This window comes from Limnohabitans sp. 15K (genome assembly GCF_002778285.1).
Classification (GTDB): domain Bacteria; phylum Pseudomonadota; class Gammaproteobacteria; order Burkholderiales; family Burkholderiaceae_C; genus Limnohabitans_A.
This window is the reverse complement of record NZ_NESM01000002.1, coordinates 275,971-288,983: the sequence shown is the minus strand read 5'-3', so window position 1 is coordinate 288,983 and position 13,013 is coordinate 275,971. Positions and strand designations below refer to the sequence as shown.

Sequence of the window (13,013 nt, the reverse complement as noted above, 5' to 3'; positions counted from 1 at the left end):
GTTGACCTCTGGTATCAGTTTGGTTGGGTTGTTTGTTTGGATTGCTGGCCAGCCGTGAATGCGGCTTGCAGGGCTTCTTTGAGGCCCCAGACGCTGACTTCATGAAAGTCCAGGCGGTCGCTGTTGCGTGTTGCCAGCGTGTCGATGTGCAGATGTTCTGCGGCGATTTGGTTGAGTAGTTGCTCCAGTTTTTGGGTGTCCATCACTTGGCTCCTTCGTTTGTTGATGACGTTCCTATGAACGCTCTGATTCCCAGTGAATCCAAGCTTTATCTGCATCATTTGCGATTAGTTTTTTGAAAGAGTTGGCAATAAGCCAATAACAAGCCGCCATGCCCCGCAGTGCTCCAACACCCTGCCGACATCCCGCCTGTGGGTTGGTGCTGGACAAACCGGGCTACTGCGATCAACACCGTACCCAAGTGCACCGGGACTACGGGCGTGCCAGGCGTGGCTTTGATGCGGAGGTGGGCTTCTACCAGTCAGTGCGCTGGCGTGAGGTCCGTGCCGCCTTCCTGCGAGAACACCCGTTGTGTGTGGCTTGCAAGGCGACTGGACTGGTGGTGGCTGCCAAGGTTGCTGACCACATCAGGCCGCTTAAGGACGGCGGAGAGCGCTTTGATTGGCTGAACCTGCAAGGCCTTTGCGTCTCATGTCACAACCGAAAGACGGCGCGAGAGACCGCACGGCGCAGCTGACCCCCCCTAGGGGGTCTGAATCTCTACAGACGGCGGCCAAAGATGCGTGCGCCTGCCAAGATTTTTGCGCGTGCAAATTGAAACCTAGGGGGGTTACCCCAGAACGGAATATTGATGGCCGGAAGAAAGCCACTGCCCACAGAGATTAAAAAGCTCAGGGGAACCCTGCAAAAGTGCAGGACCAACCCGCATGAGCCGCAGCCCCAAGGGGATCTGGTTGCGCCGCCCGAGTACATGTCGGACGGTGCCAAGCAGGCCTGGCGCTATGCCATTGACAGCGCGCCCGAGCATTTGCTGCGCAAACTCGATATGTCGGTGCTGGAGGTTTGGTCCTGCGCCGCTGACCTGTACCGCAAGGCCCAGATCGGAATCACCAAGACGGGTCTGCTGATCAAAGCGCCGAACACCGGTGTGCCGATGCAGTCGCCGTACCTGGCCATCGCCAACAAGCAGGCCCAGATCATGACCAAGGCAGCGGTGGAGATGGGATTTACGCCAGCCTCTCGATCGCGTATCACACAGCCCACAGATACCCAGATCGATCTCGATCCTTGGGCGGACATAGCAGGCTGAGACTGAACTTTGGCAGCAGATAACTACGCCGCCGTTGCCCGCAAGTATGCGCAGGCAGTCGTTGCCGGTGACATCCTGACCTGCAAATGGGTCCAGCGGGCATGCCAACGGCAGTTGAACGATCTGGCAAAGTTCAAGGGCAAGGCAAGTCCCTACCAGTTCAACCCAAAGCTCACCGACAAGGACGGGCGGGAATTCCATCCCGCTGACAACCTGTGCGCGTTCATTGAACGCCTGCCCCACGTCAAGGGGCCGCTGGCAGGCGAGACGATCAAGTTGGAGCCTTGGCAGGTGTTCATCCTGACCACCGTATTTGGATGGGTCAAGCCTGACGGTAATCGCCGCTTTCGGCGCTCGTACATTGAGGTGCCACGTGGCAACGCTAAGTCGACCCTGTCGTCTGCGCTTGCGCTGTACATGCTGGCCGCCGATGGTGAAGGTGGTGCAGAGGTTTACTCTCTGGCCACCACCCGCGACCAGGCGCGCATTGTGTTTGGTGATGCGCAGACCATGGCTCGCAGGTCACAGGGCTTTCGCAGCCGGTTCTCTGTCAACGTTGGTGCGCACAACATGAACGTGCTGCATACCGGCTCAAAGTTTGAAGCGCTCTCGGCAGAGGGATCTACGCTCGACGGCCTGAACATTCACTTCGGCTGCATTGATGAACTGCACGCCCATAAGACTCGCACCGTCTACGACGTTGTGGAGACCGGTACCGGCAAGCGAGACAACTCACTTCTGTGGGTGATCACCACCGCTGGCAGCAATCGCGCAGGCATTTGCTACGAGGTACGCACCTTTGTAACCCGACTGCTCGATGGCGTGTTCGAGGATGACAGCCAGTTTGGCATCGTCTACGGGCTGGATGACGGGGACGACTGGACCAGCGAAGACTCGCTGATGAAGGCCAACCCCAACTGGGGTATCTCTGTGCGCCCGGAAATCCTGGGACCGCTGCAGGCCAAGGCCATGCAGTTGCCCAGTGCGATGAACAACTTCAAGACCAAACACTTGAACGAGTGGGTCAATGCCGACACCGCATGGATGGACATGCGCTCCTGGGACGCCTGTGCTGATCAGGACCTAGACATCGAGTCCTTTGTTGGCCAGCCCTGCTGGGTGGGCCTGGACTTGGCCAGCAAGACAGACATTGCGGCATTGGTGATTGTGTTTGCCCATCCCGAGATTGCTGACGCATTCGTAGTCTTCGGCAAGTACTACCTGCCAGAGGACACGGTCAATGCCAACGGCAACAGTCAGTACCCGGGATGGATGCATACCGGACGCCTCACCGTGACGCCGGGCAATGTGATTGATTTCAGTTGGATCGAAGCGGATCTGAACGATCTGTCCTCTCGCTTTGCTGTTCAGGCAGTCGCGTTTGATCCGTTTCAGGCGACGCAACTCTCGACCCGAATGATGAGTGAGGGCCTGCCCATGATTGAAGTGCGTCCCACGGTGCTGAATTTCTCAGAGCCGATGAAGACGCTTGAAGCCCTGGTGCTTCAAAAGAAATTGGTTCATGACGGTGACCCAGTACTCGGTTGGATGGTCAGCAACGTGGTGGCCCACCTTGATGCCAAAGACAACATTTACCCGCGTAAGGAGCGAGCAGAAAACAAGATCGACGGAATCGTTGCACTGATCATGGCGCTGTCGCGCGCGATCAAACCGGGGGACTCGGTGGTGCTGGGATCCGACTACGAATTGGTGTTGCTCTGAACTGATGGGATTTTTAAGCTTCTTTGATCGCTTCCGTGGTCCCAACGCTTCCGGTGGAGATCGCTCGCCGTGGGGAGACTTCTTTTTTGAACCGGTCTCCGCTCGCACTGGCAGCGGGATGCGCGTCTCACCCGACAGCGCGCTTCGCCTTGCGGCGGTCTATGCCTGCGTTCGAGTTTTGTCGGAGTCCATGGCCTCACTGCCACTGGTCATCTACCAACGGCGCGCCGATGGTGGCAAAGACAAGGTGACCGACCACTGGCTCTACCGTTTGCTTGCCAAGCGACCCAACCGTTTTCAGAACCCGTTTGAGTGGCGCGAGATGCTGCAAGGTCATCTGGCGCTGCGTGGCAACGCCTACAACCAGATCATCACGAACGCCAAAGGGGAGGTGGTGGAGTTGATGCCACTGCATCCGGACCGTATTCGGCTTGAGTTGCTGCCATCAGGTGAATACCGATACCGGTTTACAGACCGCTTTGGCACGGAGTCAATCCTGCCGCGTGGCGAGGTCTGGCACTTACGTGGTCTGTCCTCAGATGGCTTGATGGGCATGAGCCCGATTGAGCTTGCCCGAGAAAACCTTGGAATGGCACTGGCAGCCCAAGACTACGGCGCGCGCTTCTTTGCCAATGATGCCAAGCCTACCGGCGGTTGGATTGAGTTCCCCGGCTCCTTCAAGGACTCCGAGGCCAAGAAGGTGTTTCGCGAGTCCTACCAACAGGCGCAGTCCGGTGCCAACCGGGGCAAGGTCCTGGTGCTGGAAAACGGCATGAAGTTTCACGAAGTGGGCGTCACCAACAAAGACGCCCAGTTCCTGGAACTGCGCAAGTTTCAGATCACGGATGTGGCCAGACTCTTTCGTGTGCCTCCGCACATGATTGGCGACCTGGACCGAGCAACGTTTTCCAACATCGAGCAGCAAAGTCTGGAGTTCGTCATGCACACCATGACGCCGTGGGCCGAGCGCTGGGAAGCCAGCATCGAGTCCGAGCTGCTGCTTGAAGGTGACGACATCGAGGTTGAGTTTGATTTCGCCAACCTGATGCGCGGCGATGCCGCCAGCCGGGCGTCGTATTACCAAAGTGGCATTCAGAACGGGTGGCTCACCCGCAACGAAGCACGCATTGCGGAGAACCTCAACCCGCTTGAGGGCCTGGACGAACCACTACGTCCGCTCAATATGGTCGAGGAAAGTAACGCAGAGGATGTGGAACTTGATACCGAACAAACCGAGTATCCGTCGCAAGAAGCAACAGAGCCCTCGGTCGAAGCAGTTGCTCGCTTGCGTGCCCTGATCGATTCGAGCGCTGAGCGCTGGGCCAGGCGCATCGCGCGGGCCGGTCGGGTTGAAGAGAAAGAACTGACTTTGATTGCGCAATCCCTGGCAGTGCCATTGGAGCAAGTCAACGCCTGGGCGAAGACGAGCACATCAGTTGAAGAGGCGCAGCTTTGCCAATCACTTAAATCACTGGGAATGAAACAATGAACCACCAATTACTGGTTGCTGAATATTTGGCAACCCCCTGGGCATTGATGCCCGAGCGTCTCAGTGCAGTCACTGCGGTTATTGCCCGTTGGTCAGGAGATGCCCGCGCCAGCGATGAAGTGATGCACAGCATTGCAGCCGACCGAAGTGCACGCGATGCGCGTCGCCAAGCAAGCGTGTCCAAATCTGGCGGCGGGATTGCTGTGCTGCCGTTGTACGGGGTTGTCACGCAACGAGGCAACATGGTGGACGATGTTTCTGGCCCTGGTACTGCCAGTACTCAGCAGTTTTCAAACATGCTCCGGGCTGCACTCCAGGACGAAACCGTCACTCAAATCCTGATCGACATCGACAGCCCTGGCGGCAGCGTTTACGGAGTTGCTGAACTGGCCGATGAAATCGTCAGTGCCCGCGCCCAAAAGCCTGTCGTGGCCATCGCCAACAGCTTGGCTGCATCGGCGGCTTACTGGATTGGTTGTTCAGCTTCCGAGTTTTACGTCACCCCTGGCGGCGAAGTAGGTTCCATCGGTGTGTGGCAAGCGCACCAGGACTACAGCAAAGCCATGGATGAGGCCGGAGTCAAAACCACGCTTATCTCGGCAGGCAAGTTCAAGGTTGAGGGCAATCCGTATGCACCGCTCGATGAAGAAGCTCAGGGCTTTATGCAGTCCCGCGTCGATGACTACTACGCGGCGTTCACCAAGGCCGTGGCCAAAGGGCGCGGTGTGCCCATCTCCCAGGTGCGAGACGGCATGGGACAGGGCCGGGTTCTTGGAGCTGAGGCAGCTCTTGCAAGCAGCATGGTCGACGGCATTGCCACATTTGAAGATGTCGTCAAAAAGATGCGTCGCGATGCGCGCGCACAAATTAAACCCAATGCATCACGGCTCAACCAGGCGAGAAATTCGCTGGCCTTGATGTGAATTTTTTTTCGGGCAGCACTCCGTAGAGGGCTGTCAGCAAAGTGAAGCGGCCCGTTGGCCGCACCCCAAGTAACCACCTCGTCAATTCAGACCCGGTGGTTTTTTTACGTCCATTGATTTTGGAGAATCCCAAATGAGTAAGCAATTGCGCGAGCTGCAGGCTCGCAAATCTACCCTGGTCAAAGAAGCGCGTGCGCTCACCGACCGTGCCGCAGCGGATAACCGTGACCTGAGCGATGAGGAGGTGACTGCCTTCGACGCACTCAAGAGTCGAATTGAAGCCGCGAGCAACGCCATTGATCGCGAAGCCAGTCTGATCGCCGAAGAGGCGCAAATGGCCCAGGCTCCAGCAGCCTCTGGCGCTTTCATTACAGTCACCGACAACCGCGAGGCCGATCCCATGCACGGCTTTCGCACAGCGGGCGAGTTCATGCAGGCGGTCTACCAAGCAGAAAAACCCGGCAAGTCCCTCGATGATCGTTTGCTCATTGGCGGTGGTCGTGGTGCGGCAGCACCTGGCAGCTTTGCCAACGAGGCTTCGGGTCAAGACGGCGGCTTTTTGGTGCCTCCTCAGTTCTCTCAGCAAATCTTCAAGCTCTCTTTGGGTGAGGACTCCTTGCTGCCTATGACCGACAACGTCGAGATCAGCGGCAACAGCATGGCGTTCCCCAAGGACGAGACCACGCCCTGGGGCACCAACGGTATCCGCGCCTACTGGCAGGGAGAAGCAGCCTCGGCTGTTGCATCCAAGCCGGTGCTGGGCCTGGCCACCTTGCGCCTTAAAAAGCTGATGGCGCTGGTCCCCACCACGGACGAACTTCTGGACGACGCCAATGCGCTGACCACCTATCTGCCCGAAAAGGTTGCCTTGTCCATTCGCTGGAAAACCAACGAGTCCATCCTATTTGGTGCTGGCAACGGTGTGCCCGTGGGAGCGCTCAGCTCTGGCGCAACGGTCACCGTGACCAAGGAGTCTGGTCAAGCAACCCAAACGCTGGTGCCTCAGAACCTGGCCAAGATGATTGCGCGTTTGCCCTCAGGCAGCTTTGCCAATGCCGTCTGGATCGTCAACAACGACGTGTTGCCAGCGCTGTTCACGCTGACTTTGGGCAACTACCCGATCTACATCCCCACGGGCCTGCCCGTCGGTGGCTTGCAGGTCTCGCCCTACGGCACCTTGCTCGGTCGCCCGGTGTTTGTGTCTCAACACGCCAACACCTTCTCGGCCCAAGGCGACATCTTGCTGGTGGACCTCAAGTACTACCAGACCATCACCAAGGCGGGTGGCATGCAGACCGCCACATCGATGCACCTGTACTTCGATGCGGACCTGACGGCGTTTCGCACGACCTTTCGCATGGATGGCCAGTCCAAGCTCAACAGCCCCATCACACCTGCCAAAGGCAGCGCAACGATGTCGCCCTTCATCCAACTGGGCGCGCGCTAAGCCGCCCCCAACCTTAGGAGAAAACTATGTTTCCCAATGCAAAAGGCAGCGAACTGCTGTCCGTTCTCGCCACCATCGACCCTGCCGTGCAAGCGGCGGGAACACTCACTACGGGCTGGATTTCTGTGGCTAACCACCACGGGTTTCTCTCTCTGGTCCAGACCGGAGTGCTGGGCACCAGCGCCACAGTGGATGCGAAGTTACAGCAGGCCATGGACAGCTCTGGCACCAGTGCCAAGGACATTACCGGCAAAGCGATCACACAGATCGTCAAAGCCACCGGCGACAACAAGCAGGCGCTGATCAACGTCAAGCCCGAGGAACTCGACACTGTGAACGGCTTTGGCTTTGTTCGCCTGTCAGTCACGGTGGGAGTGGCAACAAGCCAGACCTCAGCTCAGGTGCTTGGCCTCAATCCACGCTTTGCGCCTGCGGATGCTTCGAACCAAGCGGCTGTGGTGCAGGTCATCTAAATGCCCATCCAACTCGTCACGCCACCCACAGAGGAGCCGGTGTCGCTTCTTGAGGCCAAGCTGCATCTGCGGGTGGACTTTGACGAGGATGACATGCTGATCGCCTCACTCATCACTGCGGCTCGGCAAGCAGCCGAGACACTGACCGGCAGGCAGCTCACCACTGCCCGCTGGAAGCAAGTGCTCGACTGCTTTCCCGGACCGTCGCTGATGGGTGTGCCTGCAGGGCAGACTTTCACCTTGCCAGGCCATGCGATTTTGTTGGCCAAAGCTCCGGTGCAGTCGGTGGTGTCGATCAATTACCTGGACATGGGGTCTGTGAATCAGACCATGCCTGCTTTGACCTACACGGTCGATGCAGCCTGTGAACCCGCGCGAATCACGCCGGTGTTCGGGCAGATCTGGCCGATTTGCTTGCCGCAGATCGGTGCGGTGTCGGTCACCTTTGATGCCGGGTACGGTACTGCTTCGCAAGTTCCAGAAGGCATCAAGAGTTGGATCAAGCTGCGCGTGGGCAGCCTGTATGCGCACCGCGAAGAGGTGGCTGCGCTCTCGCGAGGACGCATCGAATCATTGCCCTTCATTGATGGGCTGCTCGATCCGTACAAGGTTGTGACGGTATGAATCCGGTTCGCTCTGGTCAGTTAAACCGGCGCATCACCTTGCAGCGGCAAAGCACGGCGCAAGACAGTTACGGCGGGCCTGTTCGTACATGGACTGACCTGGGCACCTTTTGGGCTGAGATTCAACCCTTGAGTGGCCGGGAATTGGAAAGTTCTCAGCGCATGGCAAGCGAGGTCTCACACCAAATCGTTGTGCGCTATCAAGCCATCTTTGCTGACACGCGTCAGGTGGCTGGTTACCGGGCTCTGTACCGATCGCGGATTTTCAACATCCACGCGGCTCTCAATGATGAAGAGCGAAACGTGCTGGTCACGCTGCTGGCCTCTGAGGGTCTGGATTGAATGGCTAAGTACGAGAGCGTTCAGATTGAGGGCTTTGATGCTTTGGCCAAGGCTTTGAAAGAGTTGCCTGACCGCGTGGCCAAGAACGGCTTGCGAGCAGCGGTCTATGCCGGAGCCAAGCTGATCCGGGATGAAGCCAAGTTGCAAGCTCCTGTTGCCACGGGCGATCTGGGGCCTGACCAGCCACCACCCGGCACTTTGAAGCGCTCGGTGATTTTGAAACAAATCCCAGAGTTGTCGAACAAGAACAAGCAGACCTTCTTTGTCACGGTTCGGCATGGCAAGAAGTACCGCAAGCAAGGCAAGAAGGGCAACTTGTCCCAGGACGCCTGGTACTGGCGCTTTGTGGAGTTCGGGACCGTAAAGATGTCCGCGCGCCCCTTTTTGCGGCCTGCTTTTGACATGAAGAAAAACGATGCGCTAACAGCCATCAAGACACGGCTGGCTGAACGCATAGAGCAAGCCGCACGCGAATTGAAAAAGTAGATCAAAAAATGATTCAACAAGACCTTTTCGCGGCCCTCGCAGGTGTGGCCGGGGGAAGGGTGTTTCCGAACGTTGCACCCAACAACGTGTCAAAGCCCTACGTGGTCTATGCCCGCGTATCCAGCGCACCAGAAAACACCCTGGCCGACGGCGCACCCGTTGAAAACACCCGCCTGCAGGTGGACTGCTTTGACACCACCTACGCCGCTGCCGTTGTTTTAGCCGAGACGGTCAAGGCCGCCATGAAAAGCAGCGCCATCACCCACGTCTTGCTTCTTGAGCAAGACCAATTCGAGCCCGAGGCATTCCTGCACCGGGTGATTTTGGATTTTTCGATCTGGCACTAACTTTTAGGAGAACTCTATGCCAAGCACCGCCATCTCAGCCCAAGGCTCCACCGTCAGTATCGGCACAACCACCGGGTCGGCGCTCACCATCACTGCCGTCTCGCTCACCAACCCTTGCCGGGTCACGCTCTCAGCAGTCACCGCATTGAACAAGGGCGATGTGATCACTATCGCTGGCGTAGTTGGCACCACGCAGCTTAACGGCAACAGCTTCGTTGTTCAGTACATCGAACCTACGACCAAGATCGTCACCCTCGCTGGACTGGACGCGACTGGTTATACGACCTACACCAGCGGCGGCACTGCAACCCCTGTGCAGTGGACCAAGATTTCCAACGTCAAGAGCTACAGCGGCTTTGACGGCTCAGCCTCCGAGATTGAGCGAACCAACTTTGACTCGACGGCAAAGGAATTCATTCTTGGTCTCTTTGATCCGGGTGCCTTTGCCATCGAGGTCGATCAGGACAACAGCGATGCAGGCCAACTGGCCCTGATGACTGCCCTGGTGACCGGCGTGGCCAAGAGCTTCAAGTTACTTCTGCCCAACGGCAACACCGCAACCTTCACCGCCTACGTGAAGAAATTCAACAGCCAAGGCGCGGTGGATCAGGCGATCCGGCGCTCAGCTGAACTGCGCATTTCCGGCTCGATCACCTGGGCTTAATTTTTCCAAGGACTCCTATGACACTTCTTTCCAAAACCGCCATCCTTTGCGCCAACGACCTTCAAACAGAGGACGTCGATGTCCCCGAATGGGGTGGTTCCGTGCGTGTTCGCAGCTTCACCGGTCGCGAGCGTGATGCCTTTGAGGCCAGCATGGTCCGTGGCGAGGGCAAGGACCGTAAGGTTGATCTCACCAATATGCGTGCGCGTCTGGTTGGGCTGACTGTGATTGATGAAGGTGGCCAGCGTCTGTTCACCGACGATGAAGTTGATCTGCTCGGTGCCAAATCTGGCGCGGCACTGGACCGGGTCTTTGCCATTGCGCAAAAGCTCAATGGCTTGTCCGGCGCAGATGTGGAGGAACTCACAAAAAACTCCAGCGGCGTCCCGAGCGCCGTTTCTACTTCCGACTCTGCCTTGCCCTTGGATTCCAACACCCTGACCATCTCCTCGCAAGCCTGAGTTCACAGCAGGTTGCGGAGTGGATGGCGTTTGCCTCTCTGGAAGGCTTGCCGGACATGCGGGCCGACTTTGGCTTCGGTCAGGTCTGCGCCACGCTGGCCAACGTCCACCGCCGAGAAGGTCAGGACGCGTATCAGGCCGATGACTTTATGCCGGGACTGCGAACTGCAGAGCCTGCCACCACCAAGGATGCCGATGCCCCGCCCGATGCGGAGGCGCACAGCCGTTTGATCTCAGCCCTCTTGGGCAAAAAGGAATAAATCTCCCATGGCAACCCTCGCCAGTCTCGTGGTCAATGTCGCTCGCTTTGAATCCGACCTGAATAAGGCCGAGTTCATGGCCAAAAAAGCCATGGACACCATCGGCAATGTGTCGGAAACCGCCATGAAGGCGGTCAAGGGCGCAGTGATGGCCATGGCGGCGGCATACACCTTTGATGCCTTTGCCGACGGCATCAAGGGGGCGATTGCGTCGGCGGGTGAACTCGACCAGATGGCTAAGAAGACCGGCGCGACGGTTGAAGCCCTCTCAGGCTTGAAGTCGGCAGCCAAACTCTCGGGAACCAGCTTGGAAGAGGTTGGTGGCGGGCTGCAAAAGCTCTCCAAAGCCATGTTCGAGGCAGCAGGCGGCAGTCAAAAGCAGTCCGACTTATTCAAATCGCTTGGCGTTGAGGTCACCGATTCTTCTGGCAAGTTGCGCGACTCGGGTGAAGTCATGCTGGATCTGGCCAAAAAGCTCGACTCCATGGACAGCAGCACCCAGGCGGTGGCCACAGCCCAGATGCTGCTGGGCAAACGCGGCGCAGAACTGCTTCCGTTCATGCAAGACTTGGCTGAGATCGGCGAACTCAACGCCAAGGTCACGTCCGAGATGGCAGCCGAAGCAGACATGTACGAGAAGAACCTCGTGCGCCTGGAGGGCAGAAAGAAGTCGCTCTACAACACCATTGCCTCGGCCTTGCTTCCGGTGATGCGTGACTTCACCGATGCCTTGTTGGCTTCAGGCAGCATGACCGAGCGCCTTAACGACACCGCCAAGCAACTCAAGCAGGACAACGTGATTGAGACCTGGGCGCGTGAAGGCTTGCGCGCAGTGGCTGCCTTCATCGACATCTTCGACGCTTGCGTTCGGATTGTTCGCATTGCCGGTAACGCAATTGCAGCCACCGGGGCGGACATCGTTTCGGTCCTGGCTTTCATGGACGGCATTGGCGCAGAAATGATCAGTGAGAAGTCACTCGATCCGGTCAAGCGCCGTTTTGAAACGCTGACCTCAGACCTCAAGAGCCACGCCGAGTCCTTCAATGAGGACATGGTCAAGATTTGGACCGCGCCGCTGTTTCTCACCAAACTCGACGAGCAGTTTGCCCAGCGTGATGCGGGGCTGAAAAAGCCCGTCGAGTCAGCCAAGCGCTCGTTTGCCATTCCAGACCAGCGGCCTGACAAAACCAGCCCGTTTGATTCGTATCTGGACTCGCTCAATGTCGAAGCCATCAAAGACAAACTGGGCAAGTACGAGGCGATGATCGAAAAAGGCCGCCTGCTGGCGGTCAAGGAAGGCCGTCTGGGTGACATGGCCAAGGTGACGGCCACGGTGTCGAGCATCCAGTCGATTGATGAGGGCAAACGTATTGATGCTTTCGCCCACAGCCTGGATGTTGCCAACCAGCAGTATGAGTTTCAAAACACCCTGATTGGACTGAACGCCCGCGACCAAGCGCTTGCTACTGAGGGCCGCAAGAACTTTCTGGCTGTTGAACAGCAAATCTGGGATGCAGAAAAGAACGGCTCCAAGCTGTCTTCAGAGGCCCAGCAGAGATTGCGCGCTGAGGCTACCAAGTCAACAGCCGCCCTGGTGCAGGCCGTTAATGAGCGTTTCGATGCCCAACAAAAGTTCGATGAGACCAAGCGCATCAATGCCTTTACGCACAGCCTGGAGCAAGCCAACGAGCAGTACATCTTTCAGACCGATCTGATTGGAATGAACGCCCAAGCGCAGGAAATTGCCAACGTCAAGCGCAAGAACTTTCTCGCGGTCGAGCAGCAAATCTGGGATGCCGAGCAAAGCGGCACTAAATTAACAGCAGACACCCAGCAGCGCCTGCGCTATGAGGCCGTCAAATCCACGGCAGTCATGGTCAAAGCGATTGAAGCCCGATGGGATGCTGAGCGCTCGTGGGAGATGGGCGTTACCAAGGCACTCAACAACTACATCGACACCGTCACCAACGCGGCTGCTCAGTCCGAGCGCCTTTTTACGAATGCGTTTAAGGGCATGGAAGACGCGCTGGTGAGCTTTGTGCAGACCGGCAAGCTCGACTTCAAGAGCCTGGCCAACTCCATCATCGCGGACCTGATTCGCATCCAGATTCAAAACAGCATCATGAAACCACTGGCGCAAGCGACCAGCGGCATGTCGCTCTCAGGAATGTTCAGCAGTGCCGGGAACTTTCTGTCGGGCCTGTTCAAGGCTGATGGCGGCCCGGTCGCAGGTGGTCAGCCCTACATCGTGGGCGAGCAAGGCCCGGAGTGGTTTGTGCCCAATGGCGCAGGAACAATCGTTCCCAACGGGAAGTCACCCAGCACCCCAGTCGGCAGTGACAGCAGCACGGCCACAGCCCAAGCGCCAATCAACATCAATTTCTCGGTTCGAGCCATGGATGCACGAAGTTTCCAGTCTGCGATGGTGCAAAACAAGGCCGTGGTGGTGGGCATCGTGAACCAGGCGCTCAACATGCGCGGACGCTATGGGATCACGGGATAAGTC

16 protein-coding genes are annotated in these 13,013 nt (G+C 57.7%); 15 read left to right on the top strand and 1 reads right to left on the bottom strand.

The annotated features are described in order from the left end of the window. Window positions 1-14: 14 nt before the first annotated feature. Entirely contained in the window at window positions 15-203 is a 189-nt protein-coding gene (locus tag B9Z40_RS10155) for a hypothetical protein (RefSeq protein ID WP_100173237.1), read from the bottom strand. A 128-nt stretch (window positions 204-331) separates the two neighbouring features. On the opposite strand from B9Z40_RS10155, the gene B9Z40_RS10150 reads away from it, so the two are divergent. The 15 genes from B9Z40_RS10150 to B9Z40_RS10080 all read left to right on the top strand — a co-directional run bounded on the left by B9Z40_RS10150 (window position 332) and on the right by B9Z40_RS10080 (window position 13,010). After that, the gene (locus tag B9Z40_RS10150) at window positions 332-697 is read left to right on the top strand and encodes an HNH endonuclease (protein WP_100173236.1); all 366 of its coding nucleotides are present in this window, start codon (window positions 332-334) and stop codon (window positions 695-697) included. Between the two features lie 114 nt (window positions 698-811). Continuing rightward, window positions 812-1,270 carry a phage terminase small subunit P27 family gene (locus tag B9Z40_RS10145; protein ID WP_100173235.1) on the top strand — a complete coding sequence of 153 codons (459 nt, stop codon included), beginning with the start codon at window positions 812-814 and terminating at the stop codon, window positions 1,268-1,270. Window positions 1,271-1,279: 9 nt separating this feature from the next. After that, window positions 1,280-2,992, top strand: a complete 1,713-nt coding sequence (locus tag B9Z40_RS10140) for a terminase large subunit (RefSeq protein ID WP_100173234.1) — start codon at window positions 1,280-1,282, stop codon at window positions 2,990-2,992. 4 nt (window positions 2,993-2,996) lie between these two features. Next, window positions 2,997-4,481 carry a phage portal protein gene (locus B9Z40_RS10135; protein WP_100173233.1) on the top strand — a complete coding sequence of 495 codons (1,485 nt, stop codon included), beginning with the start codon at window positions 2,997-2,999 and terminating at the stop codon, window positions 4,479-4,481. Further along, window positions 4,478-5,404 (top strand): S49 family peptidase, encoded by a 927-nt coding sequence (locus B9Z40_RS10130; protein ID WP_100173232.1) that lies wholly within the window; start codon window positions 4,478-4,480, stop codon window positions 5,402-5,404. The genes B9Z40_RS10135 and B9Z40_RS10130 overlap by 4 nt, the downstream gene beginning before the upstream one ends. Window positions 5,405-5,537: 133 nt before the next feature. Then, window positions 5,538-6,851, top strand: coding sequence for a phage major capsid protein (locus B9Z40_RS10125; RefSeq protein ID WP_100173231.1), 1,314 nt, complete (start codon window positions 5,538-5,540; stop codon window positions 6,849-6,851). 26 nt (window positions 6,852-6,877) lie between these two features. After that, entirely contained in the window at window positions 6,878-7,324 is a 447-nt protein-coding gene (locus tag B9Z40_RS10120) for a hypothetical protein (protein WP_100173230.1), read from the top strand. Then, window positions 7,325-7,948 (top strand): head-tail connector protein, encoded by a 624-nt coding sequence (locus B9Z40_RS10115; protein WP_100173229.1) that lies wholly within the window; start codon window positions 7,325-7,327, stop codon window positions 7,946-7,948. It abuts the gene before it with no gap. Next, window positions 7,945-8,289, top strand: coding sequence for a phage head closure protein (locus B9Z40_RS10110; protein ID WP_100173228.1), 345 nt, complete (start codon window positions 7,945-7,947; stop codon window positions 8,287-8,289). Before B9Z40_RS10115 ends, B9Z40_RS10110 begins: the two co-directional genes overlap by 4 nt. Continuing rightward, the gene (locus B9Z40_RS10105) at window positions 8,290-8,775 is read left to right on the top strand and encodes an HK97-gp10 family putative phage morphogenesis protein (protein WP_100173227.1); all 486 of its coding nucleotides are present in this window, start codon (window positions 8,290-8,292) and stop codon (window positions 8,773-8,775) included. 8 nt (window positions 8,776-8,783) lie between these two features. Continuing rightward, a complete protein-coding gene (locus B9Z40_RS10100) occupies window positions 8,784-9,122 on the top strand; it encodes a DUF3168 domain-containing protein (RefSeq protein ID WP_100173226.1) in 339 nt (112 codons plus the stop codon). Between the two features lie 16 nt (window positions 9,123-9,138). After that, on the top strand, window positions 9,139-9,786 hold the full coding sequence (locus tag B9Z40_RS10095; protein WP_100173225.1) for a phage tail tube protein: 648 nt from the start codon (window positions 9,139-9,141) through the stop codon (window positions 9,784-9,786). 17 nt (window positions 9,787-9,803) lie between these two features. Then, window positions 9,804-10,247 carry a hypothetical protein gene (locus B9Z40_RS10090; protein WP_100173224.1) on the top strand — a complete coding sequence of 148 codons (444 nt, stop codon included), beginning with the start codon at window positions 9,804-9,806 and terminating at the stop codon, window positions 10,245-10,247. Between the two features lie 23 nt (window positions 10,248-10,270). Next, a complete protein-coding gene (locus B9Z40_RS10085; protein WP_100173223.1) occupies window positions 10,271-10,507 on the top strand; it encodes a hypothetical protein in 237 nt (78 codons plus the stop codon). 7 nt (window positions 10,508-10,514) lie between these two features. After that, on the top strand, window positions 10,515-13,010 hold the full coding sequence (locus B9Z40_RS10080) for a phage tail tape measure C-terminal domain-containing protein (protein ID WP_100173222.1): 2,496 nt from the start codon (window positions 10,515-10,517) through the stop codon (window positions 13,008-13,010). Window positions 13,011-13,013 lie beyond the last annotated feature (3 nt).